Raw genomic sequence first — 24916 nt, 5'->3', positions numbered from 1 at the left:
CCTAACGTCTCCAGCGCCTTAACCTGCACGTCTCATCACAGGGAAGCTGCCATGGCCTATCGCTCGAAAGTCGCGCTGGTGTATTTGTTCGGGTTCGCCCTCGACCTGCTGAACATGTTCGCCGCCAGCATTGCCTACCCGGACATCGCGCGGGAGTTGCACGCCTCGGTGACGCAACTGGCGTGGATCACCAACGCCTACATGCTCGGGCTGACGCTGATCATTCCGATGAGCGTGTGGCTGGCCGCACGGTTGGGCGAGCGTCGGTTGATCCTGAGTTCGCTGCTGCTGTTCGGGATCGCCTCGGGCCTGGTGGCACAGGCCGGGTCGATTGAAAGTCTGATCGGCTGGCGCCTGCTGCAAGGGCTCGGTGGCGGCTTGTTGCTGCCGGTCGGTCAGGCCCTGGCGTATCGGCAATTTCCGGCGGCACAGCGGGCGCACCTGACCGGGGTGGTGTTGATGGTCGCGCTGATGGTCCCGGCCCTGTCGCCGGCAGCGGGCGGGCTGATCGTCGAGGCCTTGTCGTGGCGCTGGATTTTCTACCTGAACCTGCCACTGGCGCTGCTGGCGTTTGCCTTGGGCCTGCTCTGGTTGAAAGCGGATCAGCCCAGCGCAGAACGCCCGACGCTGGACCTGCGCGGCCTGCTGCTGGCGGTCTCAGCCCTGAGTCTGTTACTGATTGCCGTGAGCCTGGCGAGCGCCGCCGCTACCCGTCACCTCGCCGGTGGCGTCCTGTTGCTCGGCGCCTTGACCCTATGGCTGTACCTGCGCGATGGCTGGCGCAAACCCGACGCTGTCCTCGACCTGCAACTGCTCAAGAGCCCGTCGCTGCGCCTGGCGATGCTGATCTACCTGTTTGTGCCCGGGGTCTTTACCGGCACCAACATGATTGCCGTGTTGTACCTGCACGACCTCGGCTTCGGCGCCGCGCAAACCGGCGCGCTGATGCTGTCCTGGGCCGCCGCCTCGGGCGTGGCGATCATGCTCGGCAAACGCAGTTTCAACCGCACTGGCCCCAAACCGTTGCTGATCACCGGCATGCTCCTGCAATGCTTGGGGATTGTCATGCTGATGCGCATCGAACAGCCCGCTGCAGCGCCGCTGATCATCGCCTACGCCCTGATGGGACTGGGCGGCAGCCTGTGCAGCGTGACTGCACAGACCCTGGCGTTTGTCGGCATGACCCCGGAAAAAATGGGCCACTCCAGCGCCCTCTGGAACATCAATCGTCAGCTCGGTTTCTGCCTCGGCGCGGCACTGCTCAGCTCATTGCTGGGGGCATTGGGCGGCGACGGTTTCCGCTACTGCTTCCTCGCCGCAGCGCTGCTCACGTTGTTGCCGATGGCCGCCGTGTTGCGCTTCGACGCCACCCACGTGCTCGCACTGCTGAGCTCACCTCCCCTTCAGGAAAAATCCACATGACGGACTACCAACAATATTTTGACGAAGTGATCCACGCGCACGAGGCCATCGAACAATGGTTTGCCGTGGAGCAGGACTCAGCCGAACTGGAGCGCTTGCTGAGCCGGTTCTCGGCGGATTTTTCCATGGTCACGCCGCTCGGCCGGGTGCTGGATATCGGCGCTTTGCGCGCACTGTTTCAAGCGGTGGGCGGGAAGAGAACAGGCTTCAGGATCGAGCTCAGTGAGCTGCGCGCAATTGCGCTGCATGCGCACGGCGCGACGTTGAGTTATCGCGAGCAGCAGACGGACGCGAATGGGTTGCACACGGATCGGCGCTCGACGGTGGTGTTTGAAAAGAGCGATGCCGGGCGGGTGCTCTGGCGGCATTTGCAGGAGACGTTTTGTGGTGAATGACGGTTCGCTATCTTCATGACAGAGCGCGTTGCCCTCTTCGCGAGCAGGCTCGCGCCCACACGGGTTTTGTAAACGACACAAATCAAATGTGGGAGTGAGCCTGCTCGCGATGGCAGCGACACGGTCTGTCAGTTATCCACAGTGTCCTGCTTCACCACCACGGTGCAGGTAATCCCCGCCGCCAACAGCACACCCTGCGGCACTTCATCAATGTGAATGCGCACCGGCACTCGCTGCGCCAGGCGTACCCAGTTGAACGTCGGGTTCACATCGGCGATCAGCTCGCGGCTTTCCGGGTTGTCGCGGTCGTAGATGCCACGGGAAATACTCTCCACGTGGCCCTTCAACACTTCGCCACTCATCAGTTGCATGTCGGCCTTATCGCCTACACGCACGTGCGGCAGTTTGGTCTCTTCGAAGAAGCCGTAAACCCAGAACGAGTTCATGTCGACCACCGCCATTTTCGCCTCGCCGATGCGCGCGTAGTCGCCGCGATGCACGTTGAGGTTGGTCACGTAGCCGTCCACTGCCGCGCGCACTTCGGTGCGTTTGAGGTTGAGTTCGGCGGCTTCCAGTTGTGCTTGCGCGTGTTGGTAATCGGCCAGCGCGGCGTCGGCGATGTTGCTGGCGTCGTCGCGGTTCTCCTTGGAGATCACCAGGTTGTCCAGATCGGCGCGGCGATGCGCGTTGACCTTGCGCATCTCCCACGTCGACTTGCGCGAAGCGACCAGCGACTGCGCCTGTTTGACCGCGATGCGGTAATGCTCCGGGTCGATCTGCATGAGCAAATCGCCCTTCTTCACCAACTGGTTGTCGCGCACCGGCACATCGATGACTTCACCGGTGACGTCGGCCGCGACGTTGATGATGTCGGCGCGCACGCGGCCGTCGCGGGTCCACGGCGTGTTCATGTAGTGCTCCCACAACGTGCGGCCGATCCACAGCGCCAGGGCCAGCACCAGCAGGGTCGCGAGCAGGCTGAAAAACTTTTTCATCAGGGCCTTCTTCAGAGATAGAGAGTCAACGGTAAACAGTCAGCGCCATGGCGCCGAACAGACAGGTAAACAGGCTCAGGCGCAGCAGCGCCGGGTGCCAGAAGAAGCGGTACAGATCGAACCCCGAGAGGAACCGGTCAAGCGCCCAGGCCAGTGCTGCGGCGACGAAAAACATCAGGGTCATGGTCGGCATGTACACGCCGTGGAAGGCGATTTCACGAGGCATGGGCAAGTCCTTCGGGCTTGGCGATTGCGTAGGCAGCGAGCGGTGATTGCGGGTCGAGCAACGAGGTGCGGATGAAGTGCAGGTAGCTCTTCACCCGTCGCAGGGCCGAGGTGTCGAAGTGCGGCGCGAACGGCTCGTCAGTCGCGGCGACCCGACTGATCGCGTGATCGACCGCCACCAGTGCGCGCTCCAGATTGCTCTGGTTAGGCTGCAGAAACAGCCGCACCAGCGCGCGGCCCATCACGCGAATCGCCTGACGCCATGGCTGCGATTCGGCATACGCCGGGTGCACCGGGAGAATCGCCTGTTCCTTGCGCAACTCGATGATTGCGTGGCCGACTTCAAGGACCACGAACATCCAGCGCAGCAGGTTCTTTTGCACAGTCGGCTGACCGGCGGCGAGACCGTAGGCCTGATGCAGCAGGTCGCGGGTGCGGCTCTCGAAACTCGACGCCAGGCCCTTGAGTTTGCCGCTGATCGCGTACACCACCTGGCCGCGCAGATCCTGCTCCAGACGCTTCCACAACCAGCGACTGTTCGGCGGCAAAATGATCGCCCCTGCCGCCGCGCAGACCAACATGCCCATGACCATGGCGATGTAGTCGTTGATGAAGGTGTAGGGGTTGTAGATGGTCAGGTTGTCCGGCACTGAACCTGTGCTGAAGAAGATCAGCAGCCCCAGACCGACCCCGGCGTATTGCGGCCGCGAAGCGAGGAACGAACCGAGCACGATTACCGGCGCAAGCATCACGCACAGCAGCGGAAAACCATCGATCCACGGGAAGATGAAGAACATCTCGACGAAGCCGATCAGCGCCCCGAGGAAAGTCCCGCAGGCCATCTGAAAAGCCATGCGTTTGGGGTTCGGCGTGGCGGCGGACAGGCCCACGGTGGCAGCGGCGATCAGGGTCATGGTCGCGCCGCTCGGCCACGCGGTGGCGACCCAGTAACTACCGAGCACGATCAGGATGAACGAGGCACGAATGCCCGAGGCAGCGGCGGCCCACCAATTGGTTTGCGGAGTGAACGGCTCGTCCCAGCGCTCGCGCTCATGGCTGTGATCGGCCAGCGAGGCGTGGGTCTGTGCATAACTGTGCAGGTCGTCGACGAAGCGATAGAGCAGCTCGTACGCGGTGTGAAAATCCAGCTGCTCGGCTTCACTCGGAGCGGTTTCCTGGAAGGTTGCGCGCAGGCTGCGCACCCGCGCCGGCAAACCTTCCTTGTAGGTAGCCAACGCAGTCGCCAGGCGTGCAGCGTCCGGGCTGGTCAGGGCGCGGCCACTGAAACCGTCGAGCACTTCGGCCAGATCCTGCAGGCCCGGCCTGATCGCAGCCACCACATGTTCTTCGCCATTGCCACGCAGACGTTCAAGCAACTGATGCAAGGCGTTGAAGCGCGTGGTGATGCCCATGAACTCGCTGTTCAAACGACTGAGGCGACCATTGCGCCGACGCATGTGCGGGTCTTCGAACACGGTCACGCTGCGCAGCCCTTCCAGGCCCACCGCTTCGGCAATGAAGCGTACGTTGCTGGCCTCGAACGCATCGGCCTTGCTGCGCCCGCGCAGGCCATCGGTGACGAACAAGGCAAACACGCCAAAACGCTGATACAAGGCGTTGCGCATCGCCGCACTGGCGGTTTGCGGCAGGATCGCGGCACTGACCACGGTCGAGCAGAGAATCCCCAGCGAGATCTCCAGCACTCGCCACACGGCGGCCATGAACGCACCGTCAGGATGCGCCAGCGCCGGCAGCCCGACCATCGCCGCTGTGTAGCCGGCGAGGACAAAACCGTAGGCACGAAAGTTACGGCAGCGCGCCGCACCGGCCGAGCAGATGCCGACCCAGATCGCCAGCGAGCCAAGGAACAGTTCGGTGTTCTGCGCGAACAGCGCGATCAGCGTGACCATCATTGCCGACCCGGCCAGGGTGCCGAGGAAGCGATAGAAACTCTTGGCGAATACATGACCGCTCTGCGGCTGCATGACGATGAACACGGTGATCATCGCCGTGCGCGGCTGCGGCAGTTCCAGGCGCATCGCCAGCCACAGCGTGAGGAACGCGGCGAGCAATACCTTGAAGATATAGACCCAGGTCACGCCGTCGCTGCGCGCCCAGTCAAAGAAGCCCCGACGCCATTCCAGGGAGTAGAGCCAGCGTAAAGGTGCGGGCAAGGGAGTCATTTGGTCTTGCTCAAAAATTCAATCGAACCGGAGAAACTGTGGGAGCGGGCTTGCTCGCGAATGCGCTGTGTCAGACAACCAATGCGCTGCCAGACACTCCCTCTTCGCGAGCAAGCCCGCTCCCACAGGAATTGTGTGTTCACCGCAGGAGAGCCGGGGTTTTCGGCGCTTGGGTTTGCTCGACAGTGGGCACGTCATTGCCAGCCCCGAGGCCACCACCCAGCGCGGTCACCAACTCGGCATGCGCACTCAGTCGCGCTGCCTGCACCTGCTGCTGCACCTGCTGCTGCTTGAACAGCAAGGTCTGCGCATTGAGCACGTTGAGGTAATCGGTGAGGCCTCGCTGATAGGCGATCATCGCGATGTCGTAAGTCTTCTGTGCGGTGGCCACGGACTCGGCGGCAAAGGCTTGCTGCTTGTCCATCGACTCGCGGCGGATCAACTGGTCCGAGATGCTCTTCAGCGCATTGACCAGCGTCTGGTTGTAATGCGCCACGGCGATGTCATACCCGGCAGACGCTTCACCCAACTCGCTACGCAAGCGTCCACCGTCGAAGATCGGCAAGGAGATCGCCGGGCCGACGTTGTAGTTGAGCTTCTTGCCGGTCAGAAACTCCAGCGCCCCGCCGCCGGTCGCCATGTAGCCGAGGCTGCCGACCAGGTCGACATTGGGATAAAAACCGGCGTGCGCGACGTCGATGCCGCGGGCCTGCGCGGCGACTTGCCAGCGACTGGCGACCACATCGGGGCGCTGGCCGAGCAGATCGGCCGGCAAAGCCGAGGGCAGTTTCAGCGCCGCACCGAGCGCCAGGGTCGGTCGCTGCAACTGCGCGCCCGCACCCGGGCCTTTGCCGGCCAGTGCGGCGATCTGGTTGCGGCTCAGGGCGATTTCTTCGTCCAGCGCATCCAACTGCCGATGGGTTTCCGGCAACGGCGTTTCGGCCTGGCTGACTTCGAAGTGTGTACCGATGCCGCCGTTCAGACGTTTCTGCGCCAGATCAAGAATCTGCTGTTGCTGCTTGAGCGTCGCGGCGACGATGTCGCGCTGGGCGTAATGCAGCGACAGCTCGATGTAGGCGCGCACGATGTTGTTCTGCAATTCCAGCTGCGCCAGCCGCGCTTCGGCGGCGCTCATGTGCGCCAGATCCACCGCCCGCTCGCTGGCATTGCTTTCGCGGCCCCAAAGGTCGAGGGCGTAGCTGAAACCCAGCGCGGCGTTGTTGTCCCAGGTGGTGGTGTTGGCCAACTCGCCGGGGCCGTAGAACTGATCGGTCGGCCAGTTATGGCGCTTGAGCGTCGACTCGCCATTGATCTGCAACGACTCGGCGGCCTCGGCGACACCGGCCATGGCTTTGGCCTGACGCACCCGCGCAGCGGCCATGTCCATGGTCGGGCTGCCCTGCACGGCGAGGTCGATCCAGCGATTGAGTTGCGGGTCCCCGTAGGCTTGCCACCATTGCGCGGTGGGCCAGTGGGCGTCTTTGGCAGCGTGGGCAATGGCGTCGTCGGTGGCCAGCGTATTGGCCTCCAGCGCCTTGCCCTGCGGGGCAATTCCTCCGGTACCGATGCAGCCGCTGAGACCCAGGGTGAAAGCCAGAACACTGAGCGGCAAAAGCGCTCTGTTGATGCGACGCGGCACAGCTGCGAATTCCTGAAAAAGGGGAGAACCGAGGCCCTGTGGGAGCGGGCTTGCTCGCGAAAGCGCTCTGTCAGAAGACGCCGCGTTGAAGATGAAATCGCTTTCGCGAGCAAGCCCGCTCCCACAACGGCGCAATTCTATGGGGCGCCCTGAACGGCGATAAGCTGGGATTCCTGTGAATCTTTGTTACCGTTAACGAGATAATCCCTTGGTCGGGGGTCTCAGCCCCTGAAACTTCGTGTCACAATTTGCCATCTCCCTTGAGAGCACCCCATGGACACATTGCAAAACATGCGCGCCTTCAGTTGTGTGGCCGAAGCCGGCAGTTTCACCGCCGCCGCCGTGCAACTCGACACCACCACGGCCAACGTCTCGCGCGCGGTCTCCAACCTGGAAGCCCACCTGCAAACCCGCCTGCTCAATCGCACGACCCGGCGCATCGCCCTGACCGAGGCCGGCAAGCGCTACCTGCTGCGCTGCGAACAGATCCTGGCCTACGTCGAAGAAGCCGAAGCCGAGGCCAGCGAAGCCCACGCCCGCCCCGCCGGCCAGCTGAAAGTGCACACCATGACCGGCATCGGCCAGCACTTCGTGATCGACGCCATCGCCCGCTACCGCAAGACCCACCCGGACGTGACCTTCGACCTGACCATGGCCAACCGCGTGCCGGACCTGCTCGACGAGGGCTACGACGTGTCCATCGTGCTGGCCAGCGAACTGCCGGACTCGGGTTTCGTCTCGCAACGCCTGGGCATCACCTACAGCATCGTCTGCGCCTCGCCGGCCTACGTGAAAGCCAACGGCTGCGCGCAAAAACCCAGCGACCTGCTGAACCACGCCTGCCTGCGCCTCGTCAGCCCGGTGATCCCCCTGGAAAAATGGGCCTTCAACGGCCCGGACGGCCAGGAAATGGTGACTATCAACAGCTCGCCGTTCCTGGTGAACTCCGCCGACGCAATGAAAGCCGCGATCATCAGCGGCATGGGCGTCGGTGTGCTGCCGGTCTACGCCGCCATCGAAGGCCTGCGCAACGGCACGCTGGTACGGATGATGCCGAACTACCGCTCGCAGGAACTCAACCTGTACGCGATCTACCCGTCACGGCAATACCTGGATGCAAAAATCAAGACCTGGGTTGAGTACTTGCGTGGCTCGCTGCCAGAGATATTGGCGGCGCATCAGGCGGAACTGGCGGCGTATGAGTTGAGTGGGAGTTTGAGTGGAGCGCAATTAGCAAACTAATATCGGCACATGCTTTAAATTGATACTTCCATATAGCGAATAGATCTACAAACCTGTCAATTATGACAGTTACTTAAATCATCTCCTTGAGTCGACACTCTGCGATGCAAACCCAGAGTTAATTCAAGGAGCTCTACCATGCTTGCAGATAACAAAACACTCGCAAATGTTGGCACTTTTGAGGCTGATATTCATGATTTCAAGTACCCAAGATTCGAAGGTGTTGTCACCTATTTCGGACGCGACCCCGACAAAAACGTAGCCTTGTACGCACAGCATGATCTCAGTGAAAATGAATATATTAGGTTCTTGGTTACCCTTTCTTCTGAAATTCAGGTCGGGCGCTATGAACTTCCCAACTCCGCCATTCCTGGCCCACCTATGTTTCAACACACCTGGGTTGATCCACACGGTGACGCTCACTCTACCAACTATGAAACTGACAAAAATTCAGGTCATTTAACCGTTGAAAAGTTTGATAAACAGACAGGCGAATTCAAAGCCACATTCAACGTCGGAATTTTAGATGAAGATCGTCGCCATCAAGCAATTGGCAAAATCAATGTCACTGGGTGGACCAAGTAAAACAACGCACCTCAGTCTCCTCACTGCCCTGAAAGTCAGGCAGTGAGGTTAATGCCGTCCGCGTACCACTTATTAACAAGGATGTCGGCTTGCCTGGCAATCAAGCCATCGCAGATTCAGGCCCTACTCCAATGAGAAAGCAGTCTTGGCCTGAGTGGTGGGTTGAGTACTTGCGTGGCTCGCTGCCAGAGATATTGGCGGCGCATCAGGCGGAACTGGCGGCGTATGAGTTGAGTGGGAGTCTGGCGGGGGCACGAGTCGCCAACTGAACTTAAACACTGACCGCGCCCCTGCAGGAACTGTGTAGTGCGGCGAGGCTGTGATCTTTTGCTCAGGCTGTTTAAAAATCAAAAATCGCAGCCTACGGTGACTCCTACAAAAGCGGTGATTTGACGGGAGTTTTCCGACAGGTTTTGACGGTTGTGGGTCGGAAGTGGGGTGGATAGGCTGGTTCGGTCGCTGACACATCAGCGACCGGGTCTGGAAAACCCGAAGGATCAAAGCACATGACATAATGCCGCGCTTTTTCAGCGCCGGTGTTTCAGTTATGGCGGCTGTACGTGGGAGACCCTCGGGTCTGCCGGGTTTGATCCTTTGCCGGTTTTTCCAGCCTGCGTACAGCTGCCACCCACTTCGCCTGGAAAACGAAAAGTGGCAGTTCCATTTCGTCAAAAGGATCTTTGCCATGATTAAGCCTTCACCCAATCCGCCCGAAACGGACTGTATCTCCCCCTACGAATCCCTCGACTCGAAAAAACTCCACGACGCCGCCGAGCGTGCGCTGGATCACTACCTCAAACCCTCCGCCACCACCCTCAAACTCCACAAACCCAGCACGATGTTTCAGGTCGCCCCTGAAATGGATAACGAAAGCCTGCTGGTTCATGCCTGCGAATCACTGGCCTCGGCGAGCATCATGGCCAGCGACATTGCGGCCTATGTCGACCCGCCACAGCGGCATACAATTCTGGCGATCCAGCAGATCATCATGCTGGCGGAGCTGGCAGTGAATCGGGTGCTGGATAATGTGGAAATCAGCCAATCCCCAGCACACAGGTGAACCCTTGTGGGAGCGGTGGACCAGCAAATACCTGTGTTGAATGACACACCGCCTTCGCGAGCAAGCCCGCTCCCACAGTGGAATGGGGTGTGTTCAGTTTGGGGGTTGGTTGGCTAGTAGGCCGCCTTTGCTGGCAGGCCAGCTCCCACAATTGGATTGGGTGTGTTCGGGTGGGAGGTGGTCGGCTCGTAGGCCGCCTTCGCGAGCAGGCTCACTCCTACAGTTGGAGTGGGTGTGTTCAGTGGGGGATTGGTCGGCTCGTAGGCCGCCTTCGCGAGCAGGCTCGCTCCCACAGTTGGATTGGGGGTGTTCAGGTGGGGATTGGTCGGCTGTCAGGCCGCCTTCACTGGCAGGCCAGCTCCCACAGTTGGAATGGGTGTGTTCAGTTGGAGATTGGTCGGCTGTCAGGCCGCCATCGCGAGCAGGCGAAGGCCTACAGTTTAGATTTGAGTGCACCGCATGCGGCAAAGCCGCCCCACTCAACAGGATGAGCGTTAGCTCGGCTGCAGCTCTTGATCTGCAGGCCCCTTCGGCAGGCTGAGTGGAGGGGTTTATCCGGGGGTGGGAGCGCAGCGACCGTTTGGCGCAGCCAAACACATCGAGAGGAGGTGCAGCGAAGCAAACCGTAGACGATGCCCCCGGATGAACCCCGCAACGAAGGAACCCGAGCCTAAGCGAGGGCCGAACGCCGGGGCCCAGCGTTTTGGTTACTTTTGGGCGTCTGCAAAAGTGACTCGCTGTAAGAGCGAAACCGCCAGCCGCAACCCCCGAAACAACGGATATACACCCAAAACCCCAAGAACATGGTCGGCCCAGAGGCCGCCAAAACAAGCCAACCCCCCCAAAGAAATGTTAGCTTGCTTGGCAATAAAGCCCAGAAGCCCGAGCCCCAGCCCAATGAAAAAAACAGTCCTGGCCTTCAGCCGCATCACCCCCCCCATGATCGAACGCCTCCAGCAAGAATTCGACGTCATCGTCCCCAACCCAAAAAACGGCGACATCAACGCCCAATTCAACGAAGCCCTCCCCCACGCCCACGGCCTCATCGGCGTCGGCCGCAAACTCGGCAAAACCCAACTCGAAACCGCTACCCGACTCGAAGTGGTCTCCAGCGTCTCCGTCGGCTACGACAACTACGACCTCGACTACTTCAATCAACGCGGGATCATGCTCACCAACACCCCCGACGTCCTCACCGAAAGCACCGCCGACCTCGCCTTCGCCCTGATCATGAGCAGCGCCCGCCGCGTCGCCGAACTCGACGCCTGGACCAAGGCCGGCCAGTGGCAAGCCAGCGTCGGCGCACCGCTGTTCGGCTGTGACGTCCACGGCAAAACCCTCGGCATCGTCGGCATGGGCAACATCGGCGCCGCCGTCGCCCGCCGCGGCCACTTCGGCTTCAACATGCCGATCCTCTACAGCGGCAACAGCCGCAAGACCGAACTGGAACAACAACTCGGCGCGCAATTTCGCAGCCTCGACCAACTGCTCGCCGAAGCCGACTTCGTCTGCCTGGTGGTGCCGCTCAGCGACAAGACCCGCCACCTGATCAGCCACCGAGAACTCGCCCTGATGAAGCCCGGCGCAATTCTGGTCAACATCTCCCGTGGTCCGGTGGTCGATGAACCCGCGCTGATCGAAGCCCTGCAAAACAACCGTATCCGCGGCGCTGGCCTGGATGTCTACGAAAAAGAACCGCTGGCCGAATCGCCGCTGTTCCAGCTGAAAAACGCCGTGACATTGCCGCACATCGGCTCGGCCACAAACGAAACCCGCGAAGCCATGGCCAACCGCGCCCTCGCCAACCTGCGCAGCGCACTGCTCGGCGAACGCCCGCAAGACTTGGTCAATCCGCAAGTCTGGCGCGGCTGACAAAACGGGCAAGTGCTGTATCGGCACTTGCCCGTTCAACCCGATTGCGGGTCAGGCGTTTACATAACTTGCAACTCAAGTCACAACTAAAAGCCCAGCGCCAAACATTAAACTCTCCGGACTTATCGAAAGCACGATAAACACCCCGGAGAAACCCTTGAACAACCTGAACATGCAGAAAATCATTCGCTACAGCAAAGTCATTCTGATGACTTACATAAGTTTTTTCGGCTTGCTGGTGATGTATAGCAACTTCACCGATTACACATCGAACTACGAATATGTCGGTCACATTCTCAGCATGGACACCACCCAGACCAACCCCGGCATCCGTTACCGGGCAATCGAATCACCGATACTGCACCACCGGATCTATTGGTTCATCATCACCCTGGAAGTGACCTGGACCGCCTGTTGCCTGATCGGCACCTACCACCTTCTACGCAAGATAAACGCGTCAGAACAAGCCTTTCATGAAGCCAAGCGGTTTTCGATTGTCGGGTTGTTAATCGCAATGTTTGTTTATTACATCTGCCTGCAAGTCATCGGCGTGGAATGGTTCGACATGGACACTTCGCAAACCTGGAACGCCAAGGACTGGGCGCGGCATATTGTTGATTTTTTATTCCCGCTTTTAATTTATATCGCAATCAAAGTGGAGCGCTGAGGCACTAACGCTCCAACTGAATATTCACGCCAATTTGGTGTGTGTCAGTACCGCCGCGCGCGGCTTACGAAACACCAACACATTGCCGAGCATCACCAATACCAACCCAAGCAACGCCGGCGCCGTCCACTGATAACCTTCGGCAAACGCCGACACGTTCAGCGCCACCACCGGGAACAACACCGTGCAATACGCTGCCCGCTCCGGCCCCATGCGCCCAACCAGCGTCAGGTACGCGGTGAAGCCGATTACAGAACCCGGAATCACCAGGTACAGCAGCGCGCCGACGTAACGCGGCGACCAGTCCATGTCGAACGGAATGCCTTTGACCAGACACCACACCGACAACATTGCCGCGCCATAGGCCATGCCCCAGGCGTTGGTGGTCAGGGGTTTCAGACCGGCTTTCTGCTGCAGGCTCGACAGCATGTTGCCCGCCGAGAAACACAGCGTGCCGCACAGCGCCAGACCAAGACCGAGCAAGGTCTGCGGGCTGGCGTGATGGCCGGCCAGTTCCGGCCAGAACAACATGCCCAGACCGAACAAACCGAGCGCGCCGCCCATCAGCACGTTGCGCGCAATGCGCTGGCCGAAGAACACCCGTGCGTTGAGCGCGTTCCACAACGTAGCCGTAGAAAACACCACCGCCACCAGACCGCTGGGAATCCACTGGCTGGCCGTGAGGAAACACATGAAGTTGACGCAGAACAGGCACAAGCCCTGTGCCACGCAAATCAGATGGCCACGGCGGTTCATCGGTTGCAGCCGGCGGCTGAGCAGCAACAGCACGAACAACACCAGCGCGGCGAGGCCGAAGCGATAGACGATCGACACAGGAATCGCCACCACCCCCAATTGCCATTTCAGGGCAATCCAGGTGGTACCCCAGATCAGCACGGTCAGCAGATACAGCGAAAGGTTCATGGCGCACACTCCTCAATTGGCTTTCAGTGTCCGCCCCCCCTCCAGGCCTCGCTTGCAAAATCTTGCGCTTTTGTTGCCCGACAGGTCGGCAGCGCGAAGGCTACGGAGTAGGATGCAAGGCGTTGGAGAGAACCGAACATGGCCGCTATCGATACCCTGCAAGTCTTTCAAGCCCTCAACCGCTCGCAGAACGCACGCCTTGTGCACAGCGCCGAGTTCGGTGACGGCTTGTCTGCGGCCGTGTGGACCAACCACCACGACGCCCAGGAATACCAGGCGCCGAGCCATCACACCCTGTCCTGTTACATCGCGGGTGGCACCGGCACCTTTCGCCGTGACCAACCCGGGCAAAAGGGTGGGCCGGACAAGCTGTGCATCCTGCCTGTCGATCACCAGTCCGGCTGGGTGATCAATGGCGACATTCGCCTCGCTCATCTGTATTTCAGCGCCGAGCAATTTGCCCTGGGTTGCGTCACCTTGCTGGATCGCGAGCCGCGAGAAATGCAGTTGCGCGAGCAGACTTTTCTCGAAGACCCGCAACAGGCGCGGCGCTTTCGGCAGTTACTGACGCTCAATTGGGATGAACCGGCCGAGCGCCTGCTGACCAGCAGCCTCGCGCATGAATTGATCAGCCATACCTTGCTCAGCCAGGTCGGGGCCCGTCAGGGCTTGCGCCTCAAGGGCGGACTGGCGCCCCATCAGCGTCGACAACTGGTTGAGTTCATCGACAGTCAGTTGGCCGAACCGATCAGCCTCGGGCAACTCGCCGGGCTGTGCGCGCTGTCGGAATACCACTTTGCGCGGATGTTCCGCACCAGTTTCGGTTTGCCGCCGCATCAGTATGTGCTGGCGCGACGCTTGAGCCGGGCGCGGGAGTTGTTGCGCAGCACGGCGTTGCCGCTGGGGGAGATTGCGCTGGCGTGCGGATTTGCCAGCGCGAGTCATTTCACCAACCGGTTTCGGCAGGTGCTGGGCGGGACACCGGGGGAATACCGGCAGGCGTTTTTGCGTTAACGCCGAGACTTTTATCGCCTGTTATGACCTCTTCGCGAGCAGGCTCGCTCCCACAGGTGCACACATGTCCAATGTGGGAGCAACTTACTCCCACAGACGAACACATTTCCAATGTGGGAGCGGGCTTGCTCGCGAAGAACGATGACGCGGTCGGGGATCAGAACTCCAGCGTGCTCGACAACGAAATCTGCCGCGAATCACCCATCGACACAAAGAACCGGCTCGCCGCCGAGGTGTAGTAAGTGCGATCGAACAGGTTCTTCACATTGAGCTGGAACTTGACCTTCTGCCCTTCGAGCCTGGTGTCGTAAGTGGCAAACGCGTCGGCCACGGTGTAGCTCGGCAGGTCGAAATCATTCACCGCGTTGCCCGCTCGCTCGCCGACGTACCGCGCCCCGGCGCCGACCCGCAGTTGATCGCCACCGATCACGCTGCCGAAGTCATACACCGCTGACAAGGAGCCGCTGTTCTTCGCCACGTTTTGCAGGCGATTGCCTTTGTAGTCGGGGTCTTCGGTGACTTCGGCGTCAGTGTAGGCATAGGCGCCGATCATGCTCCACCGGTCGCTCAGTTGGCCGGTCAGGTCCAGTTCCAGCCCCCGGGAACGCACTTCGCCGGCGGCGCTGTAGATCGTGGTCGGGCCTTCTGAGTTGGCCACCAGCACGTTGCGTTTCTTGATGTCGAACAGCGCGATATTGCCGGTGATGCGCCCCGGCATGTCCAGCCGCGCGCCCAGCTCCCACGACTTGGCTTCTTCTGGCGCAATGCTGCCGTCGAGCACAGTGCTGCTGCCGCTGAGCGGGGCGATGGTCGAGTTGGGTTTGAACGATTCGGTGTAGCTGCCGTAGAACGAAAGCTCGTCGGTGTAGCGATACACCAGACCGGCGCGCGGCACGAATTTCTGCCCGTTACTGTCGGTGTTGGCCTTGAACGGCACGCCTTTGCCGGCGTACTGGTCGTACTCCTGGAAGCGTCCACCGGCGACCAGGATCCACTGGTCGTTGAGGTGGATCGAGTCCTGCAGGAACACCGAATCGCTGCGCAGCAGATCGGTCTGTGCGCTGTCGGCCGGGCTGACCGTGGTGCCCTCAACTTCACGGCCATACACCGGATTGACATAGCTGAAGGTGCTCAGGCTTTTCTGGCGGATCAGGTCGGCGCGGTAGATCTTGCGGTACTCGTCGTCGACGCCGAACACCAGGTCATGCTGCATGCCCAGCAGATTGACCTTGCCTTCGAGGCTGGCGGTGGTGAAGCGGTCAGTGCTGATCGCCCCTTGCGTGCCGTCCATGCTGCGGGTCAGCGTGCCTTTTTTGGTGTCGATGGCGGTCACGCGCACTTGGCTGGCGTCGTAGGTTTCGCGGTTCCAGCTGTAGCCGAAGTGGGCTTTCCAGTCGTCGTTGAGTTCGTGGTCGGCCTCGAAGTGGTAAAGGTCGGAACGGCCTTCCATGTCGTTGAACGGCTCGTCCAGACGCTCGTTGCGCGAGATGTCCAGCGGATGGTTGGTGCGTGGATCGATCACCGTGCCACGGTCGAACGGCGTGAGGAACTCGCGATGTTCGTAGCCGAACGACAGCTTGGTGCGCTCGCCGAACCAGGCCAGCGACGGCGCGATCAGCGTCTCGCGGTGGGTGCCGTAGTTGCGCCAGTAATCTTCGTCTTCGTGATCGAGCACCAGCCGATAGGCCAGCCCGGACTCACCGAGTGCACCGGTGCTGTCGAAAGTGCCGCCGCTGCCATTCTTGCCGTCGCCGTAGCTCGAGCCGCGCAGGGTCAGGGCGTTGTATTGGGTCAATTCCGGCTTCTTGCTGACCAGGTTGACCACGCCACCCGGGTCCTGGATTCCATAGAGCAATGACGCCGGGCCCTTGAGCACTTCGACGCGATCGACCGTGGCGTTCATGCCGCGGCCCTGCACGATCGGCATGCCGTCACGCATGATCGAGCCGTTGCGGTTGTCACCGAAACCGCGGGTCATCACCGAATCCTGAGTGCTGCCCAACGTGTTGCCCTGGGTGATGCCGCTGACGTTGGCCAGCGCATCGTCGAGATTGCGCGGAGCCTGATCGCGGATGACCTGAGCCGGGATCACGTTGACGGTCTGCGGGATCTCCTGCAGCGAGGCCGAGGAGCGCATCACCGAACTGGTTTCCGGCGGCTGGTAGCTCATCGACTCGTCGCGCATCGAGCTGATGGTGGTGGCGCCGAGATTGAGCGTACCCTCGGTGGGTTGCGGCTCCAGCGCCAGGGTGTGGCTGTCGGTGCGGCGGAAGGTCATGCCGGAGCCGCTGAGCAAGCGTTGCAACGCTTGTTCGGCGCTCATCTGGCCGCTGACGGCCGGGGCGTCAATGCCGTAAGGCGCTTCGTCGGTGTAGACCACGCTTTGCCCGGTAACGCGGCTGAAGTCGCTCAGGGCTTGCGGCAACGGTTTGGCACTCAGGGAGAAATTGAACTGCTTTTGCGCAGGGCTGCTGACCGTGTCAGCGGCGAGCGCCACGCTCATCGGCAACAGCGCCAACGCGGAAAAACTCAATGCCGAAACGCCCAACCACTGTTTGACCGAACCCGATTTTGCCCTGGACTTCATTGCTCAATGACCTGTGTAGAACCGCAACGGATGCGAATGACTCGCAGTTTCAGTCACTACACGGATGGGGCTGTGGTTTACCTCACCACAATTTTGAAAATATTTTCAGAACGTTGTGTTGTCGGGTCTGGCGCCTTCGCGAGCAGGCTCACTCCTACAGGGGAATGCACTTCAAATGCAGGAGTGAGCCTGCTCGCGATGGCACCAGTAGCGTCAGCGCAAAATGATCAGATGCCCCAGAACCTGATGCTGCTCAAACCCCAAAACACCCTGCAAAGAACTCAACACAACCTGCGGATCCTTGCTCGGAAAACTCCCGCTGACCTTGCGCGCGCCCAATTCATCGTTGAGCAACACTATCCGCCCCGGGTAGTAGCGCCGCAAATCCTGCACCACCTCGGCCAGCGACGACTTGTAGTAATTCAGCCAACCCTGACGCCAGGCCATTTGCGCCTCGCTGTCCACGGCCTGTAGTGTTCCTGCGCGGCCCTGCCCGTAAGCCACTTGTTGGCCGGCGGTGAGAATCTGCTGTTCAACGTTGCGATCCGCCGTCACGCCAACGCGTCCGGACAACACCGTGACCTGCACGCCATGCGGTTGCAGACGCACTTCAAACTGCGTGCCGAGGACCTGCGCCTGACCTTTTTCAGCCGCAACCACAAACGGCTCGCCGGTGTGCGTCACACTGAAAAACCCGGCGCCACGACGCAACTGCACCCGCCGCTCGCCATGGCTGAAATCCACGGCAATGGCGCTGTCGGCGTCCAGCGTGACTTGCGATTGATCGGCCAGGATCACTGTGCGGATTTCCCCCGGTGCCGAGACGTAATCGGCACCCAGATCATCAATCCAGCGCTGCGGCTGCCATCCCGTGCCGAGGCTGATCATCAGCAACAGACACGCGGCCATCGCCAGCGCACCCGACCAGCGCACCAGCGGTGAGCGACGCGGACGATCCATCGCATTGAGGTAGCCCTGCAACGCAAACGCTTCTTCATCGGCCAGGGTGCGCGCCGGGCTTTCACTCAATTCCCAGAGCACCTGCGCCTGGGCATAGGCTTCGGCGTGGGCCGGATCGGCGCGCAGCCATTGGCTGAACGTCAGTTGATCGCCGGTGCTTGGGCGGTCATGCAACAGGCTCAGCCAGGCGAGCGCGGCGTGTTCCTGAGCGGGCGTCGGGGTGACGCGGTCGGTGTGCTTCACGGTGCTTTCCCTGGCAGGCGTGGCGCGGGTTCGCGCAGGCTGGCCTTGCAGGCCTCGAGGGCGCGCATCATATGTTTTTCCACGGCGCTTTGGGACAGGCCCATGGCCTTGGCGATGTCCGCGTACTTGCGGCCGTGGATGCGATTGAGCAAAAAGATCTGCCGGGTACGCTCGGGCAAGGCGCGCAACGCCGCTTCGACATGGCGCAAGTCATTGCCCGCTTCAAGTGCGGCTTGCGGCTCGCTGCCGTGGCTGTCCGGCTCGTCCGGTTGCCAGCCCTCGTTGACCCGCACCCGCGTGCCTTCGCTGCGCAAATGATCGATGGCAATGTTGCCGGCGCAACGCAAAAGGTAGGTGCTGAGCTCCTCGACCTGCACCAGCGGCCGACGCCAGAAGCGCAGGAACAGATCCTGCACCAGATCCGCCGCCGTGGCCCGGCAGCCGACGCGCCGGTTCACCAGCGCTTCCATCTGCGAGCGCTGCGACAGGAACACCTGGAGGAAATGCGCACGCGCGCCGTGTGGCTCGTCGTCGCGCGATTCCGGGGGATGACCGATCAGCATGTTCAGCACTGCGCCCAGGCGACGACCGGCGTAGCCAGCAGACAGAGTGCCGCCAGCATCAAGGCCAGTTTCGGTCGGTATGGCATCAGCAGCACCAGCGCCAAGGCGCTGCACATCAACACCGCGAACCAATCGACCAGGCCGAAGCCCCAGCCATTGGCAGCCACCGCAGCCCACAGTGAACAACCGAGCATCAGCCATCCGACAAGTTTCAGATGTCGTGCGCGTCGGGCCGAAGGTTTGTGGCCCAGCAATTCATCGTGGTGGCGCGGCATCGACAGACACAACGCGGTGAACCCGGCATAGCACAGCAGAAGCGCCAGCAGCATCAGTGGCTCCCCTGCTCAAGCGTGTTGGACCGGGCCGCTGCGCGAGGGGAGTTTTTCACCCGCACGCTGTGGCTCGCGCGCTGCATTTTCCAGGCGGCCCACGCCAGGAACAGACCCGCGCCGAAGCAGGTCAGGTCGAACCCGGCCAGTGCCCAGTCACCCTGCGCCAGCGTGACGCCAAGGTGATGCGCGGTGGTCAACGCATTGAGCAATGGCACGCTGATGAACAACACCGCTGCCAGCGTCAGTTGCTCGACCCAGGCCTTGCGCCCCGGGCGCAGTAGCGCGTGGAGCACGCTCAAGCCCCAGGCGATGAAGAACCCGTTCACTTCCCAATCCGCGCGCCCGCTCAAGCTCAGCGGCAACAGACGGTTGCCCCAGAAGAACACCGCCACCGCCACAACCAGTCCGGCCATGCTGGCGATGTTCAGCACTTCCACCAGCCGCAACTCGAACGGCATCACGCCGCTCTTGGCATGCTTGAGCTGTCGCTTGCCGAGCCAGATCACCAGCCCGGTGCCGATCATCGCCGTGCCGGCCAGGCCACAGATGAAGTACAGCCAACGCAGGGTCGGCCCGGCGAAGTGGCCGATGTGCAACCCGTAGAAACCTCCGGCAATGGTCATCGGCAACGGCTTGTCAGGCGTGGCACCGAGCATTTGCCCGGTGACGCCGTTGAAGGTCACATCGCTACCGTATTCATAGGCGATCTTGTCGGAACTGGCGCGCGACACCTGCACCGAGGCATTGGCGTCCCCCGGATTGATCACCGACACACGTGTGGCGTGGCCACCGGCCCAGTGCTCACTGGCGCGAGCCAGAAGCGGCGCGATCGGCGGCAAGCTCACGGGTTGAGCCGCACGCTCGGGAATCGGCGTCTCTGGAAACACCTCCTCGTAAAACGCCCCGAGGTTGTTGCCGTAGGACGCCAGAATGCTCGCCGGCATGACCATCGACATGAAAATCACCAGGCTGCTGTAGGTGATCATCAGGTGAAACGGCAGCACCAGCACACCGACCGCGTTATGCCCGTCGAGCCATGAACGCTGGCCCTTGCGCGGGCGGAAGGTGAAGAAGTCCTTGAAGATTTTCTTGTGGGTGATGATCCCGCTGATCAGCGCGACGAACATCACCATCGCGGCAATCGTCGCCAGCCAGCGCCCCCACGGATAGGGCATTTGCAGCTGAAAGTGGAAGCGGTAGAAAAACTCGCCGCCCATGCTTTCCCTCGGGTGTATTTCAGCACCGGTCTGCGCATCGAGGGTCTTTTGCGTGAAGCGTCCACGTTTACCGGGCTCGGCGGGAGCGTCCTGCCAACGCACGGATAGCGCGGGATCACGGGCGTTCGGCAGATCGATCAGCCAACGCGAGGCATCAGGGGCGTGCTGCAGCAGATAACCTTGCGCCAGGCTCAGGCTGGCCACTGAGTCGATCGCATGCGCGGGGATCTCCGGCTGCATCCAGTGGCTGATCTCATCCTTGAAATAGGCCAGCGTCCCGGTCAGGAAAATCGCGAACAGCAGCCAGCCGAACACCAGGCCGGTCCAGGTGTGCAGCCAGGCCATGGCCTGGCGGAAACCTTCTTTCATGCGTAGCCCAAGCCCCGCGCAGCACCGGAAACTGTCGCCAGAATCACGCTCGGCACCAGCAAACCGACCCACGCCGACCACGCCGTGCGACAGGCGAAACACCAGAGCACTGCGACCAGATAGACCAAAAAGGAAATGGTCATGCCGGTCACCACCGCTTCGGCGCGGCTCAACGGCAGCCACAGCGTCAGGGTGACACTGGCCAGCGCCGCGACCAGATAGCCGCCAAACACCGCTGCCAGCACCCGTGAGGTGACGGCCAGACGATAGGACATGGGAAGTGAGGCGAGTTTGCCTTTCATGTTTCGACCCTGAAACGAAAAAACGTCCGGCCGACAAGCCGAACCAACAGGCGAGCAATATTAATGATAAATATTCTCATACGCAAAAGCATCTGATTGCCGGGCGACCATGCGCCCCCATACAATGCGAACAGTTCTTGTTCTCTAACGCGTGTCGCATGCGCCCGGAGTAGTACCGTTGCCATCCGTCCATCCCGTCGAATCGCTCTACCACGACCACCACAGCTGGCTCACCGGCTGGTTGCGGCGCAGACTCGGCTGCCCGGACAGCGCGGCGGATCTGGCCCAGGACACTTTCATTCGTGTGCTCAGCGCCCGCGAGCCAGCGCCGATCATCGAGCCGCGCGCCTTCCTCACCACCCTCGCCAAACGCGTACTGTTCAATCATTACCGCCGCCAGGACCTGGAACGCGCCTATCTCGAAACCCTGGCGCAGATGCCGGAAGTAGTCGCGCCTTCGGAAGAAGACAAAGCGATCATTCTGCAAACCCTGATCGAGCTGGATCAGTTGCTCGACGGCCTGCCGCGCCTGGTCAAGCGCGCCTTCCTGCTGGCGCAGGTCGATGGCCTGACCTACCCGCAGATCGCCGCTGAACTGGACATCTCGGTGGCCACGGTCAAACGTCATCTGAACAAGGCAGCGATGCGCTGCTACTTCGCCCTATGAGCCGCGTCCCGGATTTCTCTGCACAAGTGGCCGAGCAGGCCGTGCACTGGCTGATGGAAATGCAGCAAGGCACGCTGACCTCGCGCCAGCAACAGGCCTGGCAACAATGGCTGGACGCGCACAGCGAGCATCGCCGGGCGTGGGAACACATTCAGCGGGTCAATCAGCGCTTGCGCGGTGTGTCCTCGCCGCTGGCACATGCGGCGTTGAACGGGCCGAAATCCAGCAGCCGCCGTCAGGCGCTGAAACTGCTGCTGATTCTCGGTGCGGGCTCGGCCGTCACCTGGAGCGTGCGCGAGCACAATCCGCTGCCGGCGCTACTCGCCGATTACCGCAGCCCGGTGGGTGAGCGACGTACGGTGGCGCTGGGCGCAGGTAATCAGTTGCAGCTCAACACCGCGAGTGCGGCGGACGTGGACGGCGTACAACGGCTGATCCGTTTGCGGGAAGGCGAGATTCTGCTGACGGCTGCACAAGCGTTCGAAGTACACACGGCACAAGGTGTGTTGAAAACCCAGGCAGCCCGACTCAACGTGCGGCAATTTGCCGATCGCACGCAGGTGGCGCTGTTCGAGGGTCAGGTCGAACTGATCAGCCGCGAGCGCGCGCCGATGCGGTTGCCCGTCGCCCGTCAGTTGAGTTTCAGCGCGACGTCTATCAGCGAAACCCAACCGCTGGACGCCAACAGCGGCGCCTGGGCCGATGGCATGCTGGTCGCCGCGCACATGCGCCTGGGCGACTTCCTCGAAGAGCTCGGCCGCTACCGTCGCGGCCAGCTGCATTGCGATGCAAACGTGGCCGACCTGCTGATCTCCGGCACGTATCCACTGGACGACAGCGAACGCATTCTGGACCTGCTGCAAATCAGTTTGCCGGTGAAGGTGCGGCGTTTTACCCGCTATTGGGTGAGCGTCGAAGCGCGGGTTTGAAACAAGATCAAAAATAAATGAGCCGTTTTTCAGATCTGGCGTGACAGAGAAGGAAAGCCCCCTTGATACAACCTTCTCAGGATCATCGTTCATGCACCCCACCCGCCTCACGCCACTGGCCCGCAGCCTGCGCAATCTCGTCCTGGGCGCCAGCCTGAGCTTCAGCGCCCTGCCCGTTTTGGCCACCGAAACCAAGGCTTACCACATCGCCCCGGCGTCGCTGGAAACTGCCCTCAACCAGTTTGGTCGTGAGGCGGGCGTGCTGATTTCTTTCGGTTCACAGATCACCAGCGGCGTGCAAAGCCGTGGCCTGGAAGGCAGCTACACCGCCGCACAAGGTCTCGACGCACTGCTCGAAGGCACCGGTCTGCAAGCCCGCGCCGAAGGCAACAATGCATTCAGCCTGCAACCTGTGGCCGACACCGCACTTGAGCTGGACACCTCGAAAGTCGTTGGCGACTGGCTCGGCGATGCGGCGCAGGTCAACGTCTTCGAACATCCGGGCGCCCGCGACGTGATCCGTCGCGAAGACTTCGAACGCCAGGGCGCGACTCAGGCGCGGGACGTGCTCAACCGCATCCCCGGCGTCAATGCCCCGGAAAACAACGGCACCGGCAGCCACGACATGGCGCTGAACTTCGGTATTCGCGGCCTCAACCCACGGCTGGCCGCGCGCTCCACAGTGCTGATGGACGGCATTCCCGTGCCGTTCGCCCCTTACGGTCAGCCGCAGCTGTCGTTTGCGCCGATCAGCATGGGCAACATGGATGCGGTGGACGTAGTACGTGGCGGCGGCGCGGTGCGTTACGGCCCGCAGAACGTTGGCGGCGTGGTCAACTTCGTGACCCGCGCCATTCCCGACGAGCCGACGGTCAAGGGCGGTTTCCAGACCGAAACCAGTCCGTCGTCGAGCCATGACGGCTTCAAGACCAGCGCCAACCTGCTGGCCGGCGGCACCAACGAAAATGGCCTGGGCGGCGCCTTGCTGTACTCCGGCACCCGTGGCGGCGACTGGCGCGAGCACAGCGACACGGAAATCGACGACCTGATCCTCAAGGGCAAATACCAGCTCGACGAGGCCAACAGCTTCAATGCCATGGCCCAGTATTACGAAGGCAAAGCCGACATGCCTGGCGGTCTCAACGTTGCCGATTACGACGCCGACCCGTACCAGTCGACCCGTCTGAAAGACCAGTTCTGGGGCCGCCGGACGATGTTCAACTTCGGCTACCGCTATCAGGAAGATCGCCGCGAATTCACCGCCAACACCTTCTTCACCAAGACCCTGCGCAGCGGCTATCTGGATCAGGGCAGCTTCCTCTCGCTGTCGCCGCGCGAGTATTGGGTGCGCGGTTTCGAAACCCGTTTTGCCCAGGGCTTCGATCTCGGCCCGACCAGCCATGAAGTCGGCGTCGGTTATCGCTACATCAACGAGGCCGGCCACGAGTTGCGCTATCGCACGCCAATCAGCAGCAACGAATACCCGACCACCAACAGCCGCAACGACCGCGATACCCGCGGTGGCACCGAGGCCAATGCGTTCTTCGTCGACGACCGCATCGACATCGGCAAATGGACCATCACCCCGGGCGTGCGTTACGAAATGATCGAGTCGCAGCAAACCAACAATCTGACCAACGTCAAATACAAGGGTGACTACAACACCGCGTTGCCAGCGCTGAACGTGCTGTATCACCTGACCGACAGCTGGAATCTGTACGCCAACACCGAAGGCTCGTTCGGCAGCGTGCAGTACAGCCAGATGCCCAATCGCGTCAGCAGCGGCGAAGTGAAGCCGGAAAAGGCCCGTACCTGGGAACTTGGCACCCGTTACGACAACGGCGCATTGCGGGCCGAGATCGGTGCGTTCCTGATCAACTTCGACAACCAGTACGAAAGCAACCAGACCAACGATTCGGTGATTGCCCGCGGCGAAACCCGTCACCAGGGTATCGAGACCAGCGTCAACTACGCGTTGGATGACTTGAGCCCGGCGCTGGCCGGTTTCGATGTGTACGCCACTTACGCCTATGTTGACGCGACCATCCGCGAAGACGGGCCGAACAAAGGCAATCGCGTGCCGTTCTCGTCGAAACACAAAGGCACGATTGGCGTCGGCTACACCGAAGGACCGTGGAAGCTCAACTTCGACAGCAGCTTCCAGAGCGACCAGTTCGCCGACAACGCCAACACGTCCAGAGAAAGCGCCGACGGCAGCACCGGCAAGATTCCGGGTTACATGCTCTTCAGCAGCCGCGCCGGTTACGACTTCGGCCCGCAATTGTCGGATCTGAATGTGGCGGTAGGCGTGAAGAACATCTTCAACACGCAATACTTCACGCGCTCGTTCGATGACAACAACAAGGGCAAGTATGTGGGTGAGCCGCGCACGGTGTATGTGCAAACGTCTGTAGCGTTTTGAGGATTGAAAAGCCCCTCACCCTGACCCTCTCCCATAGGGAGAGGGAACTGATTGCGGGATGCTTCAGAAATTCATCGACCTGAAGGAAATGTGCCGAATCTG

Annotated in this window: 22 protein-coding genes and 1 pseudogene; 12 read left to right on the top strand and 11 right to left on the bottom strand. The window is 61.3% G+C overall.

Going from position 1 to position 24916, the window contains the following annotated elements; genetic code table 11:
* Positions 1 to 51 precede the first annotated feature (51 nt).
* Both AC1UK9_RS05225 and AC1UK9_RS05220 read left to right on the top strand, forming a co-directional pair.
* Positions 52 to 1422 carry an MFS transporter gene (locus tag AC1UK9_RS05225; protein ID WP_482579647.1) on the top strand — a complete coding sequence of 457 codons (1371 nt, stop codon included), beginning with the start codon at positions 52 to 54 and terminating at the stop codon, positions 1420 to 1422.
* The gene (locus tag AC1UK9_RS05220; protein ID WP_482579646.1) at positions 1419 to 1817 is read left to right on the top strand and encodes a DUF4440 domain-containing protein; all 399 of its coding nucleotides are present in this window, start codon (positions 1419 to 1421) and stop codon (positions 1815 to 1817) included. The genes AC1UK9_RS05225 and AC1UK9_RS05220 overlap by 4 nt, the downstream gene beginning before the upstream one ends.
* Before the next feature lie 128 nt (positions 1818 to 1945).
* Here AC1UK9_RS05220 and AC1UK9_RS05215 read toward each other — a convergent pair whose 3' ends face one another.
* From AC1UK9_RS05215 to AC1UK9_RS05200, 4 genes are all read right to left on the bottom strand, one after another.
* The gene (locus AC1UK9_RS05215) at positions 1946 to 2812 is read right to left on the bottom strand and encodes an efflux RND transporter periplasmic adaptor subunit (RefSeq protein ID WP_482579645.1); all 867 of its coding nucleotides are present in this window, start codon (positions 2810 to 2812) and stop codon (positions 1946 to 1948) included.
* Between the two features lie 25 nt (positions 2813 to 2837).
* On the bottom strand, positions 2838 to 3038 hold the full coding sequence (locus tag AC1UK9_RS05210; protein WP_003221811.1) for a DUF1656 domain-containing protein: 201 nt from the start codon (positions 3036 to 3038) through the stop codon (positions 2838 to 2840).
* Positions 3028 to 5220 carry an FUSC family protein gene (locus tag AC1UK9_RS05205; protein WP_482579644.1) on the bottom strand — a complete coding sequence of 731 codons (2193 nt, stop codon included), beginning with the start codon at positions 5218 to 5220 and terminating at the stop codon, positions 3028 to 3030. The genes AC1UK9_RS05210 and AC1UK9_RS05205 overlap by 11 nt, the downstream gene beginning before the upstream one ends.
* A 139-nt stretch (positions 5221 to 5359) precedes the next feature.
* Positions 5360 to 6859, bottom strand: coding sequence for an efflux transporter outer membrane subunit (locus AC1UK9_RS05200; RefSeq protein WP_482579643.1), 1500 nt, complete (start codon positions 6857 to 6859; stop codon positions 5360 to 5362).
* Between the two features lie 273 nt (positions 6860 to 7132).
* Between AC1UK9_RS05200 and AC1UK9_RS05195 the strand changes: the two genes are divergently transcribed.
* From AC1UK9_RS05195 to AC1UK9_RS05170, 6 genes and pseudogenes are all read left to right on the top strand, one after another.
* Positions 7133 to 8101 carry a LysR family transcriptional regulator gene (locus AC1UK9_RS05195; RefSeq protein WP_482579642.1) on the top strand — a complete coding sequence of 323 codons (969 nt, stop codon included), beginning with the start codon at positions 7133 to 7135 and terminating at the stop codon, positions 8099 to 8101.
* A gap of 138 nt (positions 8102 to 8239) precedes the next feature.
* Positions 8240 to 8686, top strand: a complete 447-nt coding sequence (locus AC1UK9_RS05190) for a hypothetical protein (RefSeq protein ID WP_482579641.1) — start codon at positions 8240 to 8242, stop codon at positions 8684 to 8686.
* 158 nt (positions 8687 to 8844) lie between these two features.
* Positions 8845 to 8955, top strand: a pseudogene (locus AC1UK9_RS05185) (LysR family transcriptional regulator); the annotation flags it as partial.
* Between the two features lie 416 nt (positions 8956 to 9371).
* Positions 9372 to 9746, top strand: coding sequence for a DUF6124 family protein (locus AC1UK9_RS05180; RefSeq protein WP_482580453.1), 375 nt, complete (start codon positions 9372 to 9374; stop codon positions 9744 to 9746).
* An 897-nt stretch (positions 9747 to 10643) separates the two neighbouring features.
* Complete coding sequence (locus AC1UK9_RS05175) at positions 10644 to 11618, top strand: 2-hydroxyacid dehydrogenase (protein ID WP_473014525.1); 975 nt, start codon at positions 10644 to 10646, stop codon at positions 11616 to 11618.
* A gap of 157 nt (positions 11619 to 11775) precedes the next feature.
* Positions 11776 to 12285 carry a DUF2165 family protein gene (locus AC1UK9_RS05170; RefSeq protein WP_482579640.1) on the top strand — a complete coding sequence of 170 codons (510 nt, stop codon included), beginning with the start codon at positions 11776 to 11778 and terminating at the stop codon, positions 12283 to 12285.
* Between the two features lie 24 nt (positions 12286 to 12309).
* Here the strand turns inward: AC1UK9_RS05170 and AC1UK9_RS05165 are convergent, their stop codons facing one another.
* On the bottom strand, positions 12310 to 13209 hold the full coding sequence (locus AC1UK9_RS05165) for a DMT family transporter (protein WP_482579639.1): 900 nt from the start codon (positions 13207 to 13209) through the stop codon (positions 12310 to 12312).
* A 138-nt stretch (positions 13210 to 13347) separates the two neighbouring features.
* Here AC1UK9_RS05165 and AC1UK9_RS05160 point away from each other — a divergent pair, with 138 nt between their 5' ends.
* A complete protein-coding gene (locus AC1UK9_RS05160; RefSeq protein WP_482579638.1) occupies positions 13348 to 14223 on the top strand; it encodes a helix-turn-helix domain-containing protein in 876 nt (291 codons plus the stop codon).
* A gap of 157 nt (positions 14224 to 14380) precedes the next feature.
* On the opposite strand, the gene AC1UK9_RS05155 is transcribed toward AC1UK9_RS05160, so the two are convergent.
* The 6 genes from AC1UK9_RS05155 to AC1UK9_RS05130 form a co-directional block, all read right to left on the bottom strand.
* Positions 14381 to 16810, bottom strand: coding sequence for a TonB-dependent siderophore receptor (locus AC1UK9_RS05155; RefSeq protein WP_482579637.1), 2430 nt, complete (start codon positions 16808 to 16810; stop codon positions 14381 to 14383).
* A gap of 213 nt (positions 16811 to 17023) precedes the next feature.
* Positions 17024 to 18013 carry a FecR family protein gene (locus tag AC1UK9_RS05150; protein WP_482579636.1) on the bottom strand — a complete coding sequence of 330 codons (990 nt, stop codon included), beginning with the start codon at positions 18011 to 18013 and terminating at the stop codon, positions 17024 to 17026.
* Complete coding sequence (locus AC1UK9_RS05145; protein ID WP_029977467.1) at positions 18010 to 18576, bottom strand: RNA polymerase sigma factor; 567 nt, start codon at positions 18574 to 18576, stop codon at positions 18010 to 18012. Before AC1UK9_RS05145 ends, AC1UK9_RS05150 begins: the two co-directional genes overlap by 4 nt.
* Positions 18577 to 18578: 2 nt before the next feature.
* Positions 18579 to 18905: a DUF3325 domain-containing protein gene (locus AC1UK9_RS05140; RefSeq protein ID WP_473014520.1), complete on the bottom strand. Its 327-nt coding sequence runs from the start codon at positions 18903 to 18905 to the stop codon at positions 18579 to 18581.
* Positions 18905 to 20494 (bottom strand): PepSY-associated TM helix domain-containing protein, encoded by a 1590-nt coding sequence (locus AC1UK9_RS05135; RefSeq protein WP_482579635.1) that lies wholly within the window; start codon positions 20492 to 20494, stop codon positions 18905 to 18907. Before AC1UK9_RS05135 ends, AC1UK9_RS05140 begins: the two co-directional genes overlap by 1 nt.
* Positions 20491 to 20796: a DUF3649 domain-containing protein gene (locus AC1UK9_RS05130; protein WP_025109395.1), complete on the bottom strand. Its 306-nt coding sequence runs from the start codon at positions 20794 to 20796 to the stop codon at positions 20491 to 20493. Before AC1UK9_RS05130 ends, AC1UK9_RS05135 begins: the two co-directional genes overlap by 4 nt.
* 178 nt (positions 20797 to 20974) lie before the next feature.
* Here AC1UK9_RS05130 and AC1UK9_RS05125 point away from each other — a divergent pair, with 178 nt between their 5' ends.
* The 3 genes from AC1UK9_RS05125 (at position 20975) to fecA (ending at position 24814) form a co-directional block, all read left to right on the top strand.
* Positions 20975 to 21463: a sigma-70 family RNA polymerase sigma factor gene (locus AC1UK9_RS05125; protein WP_482579634.1), complete on the top strand. Its 489-nt coding sequence runs from the start codon at positions 20975 to 20977 to the stop codon at positions 21461 to 21463.
* Positions 21460 to 22392, top strand: a complete 933-nt coding sequence (locus tag AC1UK9_RS05120) for a DUF4880 domain-containing protein (protein WP_482579633.1) — start codon at positions 21460 to 21462, stop codon at positions 22390 to 22392. Before AC1UK9_RS05125 ends, AC1UK9_RS05120 begins: the two co-directional genes overlap by 4 nt.
* 91 nt (positions 22393 to 22483) lie before the next feature.
* On the top strand, positions 22484 to 24814 hold the full coding sequence (gene fecA, locus AC1UK9_RS05115; protein ID WP_482579632.1) for a TonB-dependent Fe(3+) dicitrate receptor FecA: 2331 nt from the start codon (positions 22484 to 22486) through the stop codon (positions 24812 to 24814).
* Positions 24815 to 24916 lie beyond the last annotated feature (102 nt).

This window comes from Pseudomonas sp. AK-TSAG1-1 (genome assembly GCF_056821665.1).
This window is presented reverse-complemented; position numbering and strand designations above follow the sequence as displayed.

Bases quoted from the DNA above. Each gene is read 5' to 3' on its own strand.
- AC1UK9_RS05225 (WP_482579647.1), top strand. From the start codon at position 52: ATGGCCTATCGCTCGAAAGTCGCGCTGGTGTATTTGTTCGGGTTCGCC.
- AC1UK9_RS05220 (WP_482579646.1), top strand. From the start codon at position 1,419: ATGACGGACTACCAACAATATTTTGACGAAGTGATCCACGCGCACGAG.
- AC1UK9_RS05215 (WP_482579645.1), bottom strand. From the start codon at position 2,812: ATGAAAAAGTTTTTCAGCCTGCTCGCGACCCTGCTGGTGCTGGCCCTG.
- AC1UK9_RS05210 (WP_003221811.1), bottom strand. From the start codon at position 3,038: ATGCCTCGTGAAATCGCCTTCCACGGCGTGTACATGCCGACCATGACC.
- AC1UK9_RS05205 (WP_482579644.1), bottom strand. From the start codon at position 5,220: ATGACTCCCTTGCCCGCACCTTTACGCTGGCTCTACTCCCTGGAATGG.
- AC1UK9_RS05195 (WP_482579642.1), top strand. From the start codon at position 7,133: ATGGACACATTGCAAAACATGCGCGCCTTCAGTTGTGTGGCCGAAGCC.
- AC1UK9_RS05190 (WP_482579641.1), top strand. From the start codon at position 8,240: ATGCTTGCAGATAACAAAACACTCGCAAATGTTGGCACTTTTGAGGCT.
- AC1UK9_RS05180 (WP_482580453.1), top strand. From the start codon at position 9,372: ATGATTAAGCCTTCACCCAATCCGCCCGAAACGGACTGTATCTCCCCC.
- AC1UK9_RS05175 (WP_473014525.1), top strand. From the start codon at position 10,644: ATGAAAAAAACAGTCCTGGCCTTCAGCCGCATCACCCCCCCCATGATC.
- AC1UK9_RS05165 (WP_482579639.1), bottom strand. From the start codon at position 13,209: ATGAACCTTTCGCTGTATCTGCTGACCGTGCTGATCTGGGGTACCACC.
- AC1UK9_RS05160 (WP_482579638.1), top strand. From the start codon at position 13,348: ATGGCCGCTATCGATACCCTGCAAGTCTTTCAAGCCCTCAACCGCTCG.
- AC1UK9_RS05155 (WP_482579637.1), bottom strand. From the start codon at position 16,810: ATGAAGTCCAGGGCAAAATCGGGTTCGGTCAAACAGTGGTTGGGCGTT.
- AC1UK9_RS05145 (WP_029977467.1), bottom strand. From the start codon at position 18,576: ATGCTGATCGGTCATCCCCCGGAATCGCGCGACGACGAGCCACACGGC.
- AC1UK9_RS05140 (WP_473014520.1), bottom strand. From the start codon at position 18,905: ATGCTGCTGGCGCTTCTGCTGTGCTATGCCGGGTTCACCGCGTTGTGT.
- AC1UK9_RS05135 (WP_482579635.1), bottom strand. From the start codon at position 20,494: ATGAAAGAAGGTTTCCGCCAGGCCATGGCCTGGCTGCACACCTGGACC.
- AC1UK9_RS05130 (WP_025109395.1), bottom strand. From the start codon at position 20,796: ATGAAAGGCAAACTCGCCTCACTTCCCATGTCCTATCGTCTGGCCGTC.
- AC1UK9_RS05120 (WP_482579633.1), top strand. From the start codon at position 21,460: ATGAGCCGCGTCCCGGATTTCTCTGCACAAGTGGCCGAGCAGGCCGTG.
- fecA (WP_482579632.1), top strand. From the start codon at position 22,484: ATGCACCCCACCCGCCTCACGCCACTGGCCCGCAGCCTGCGCAATCTC.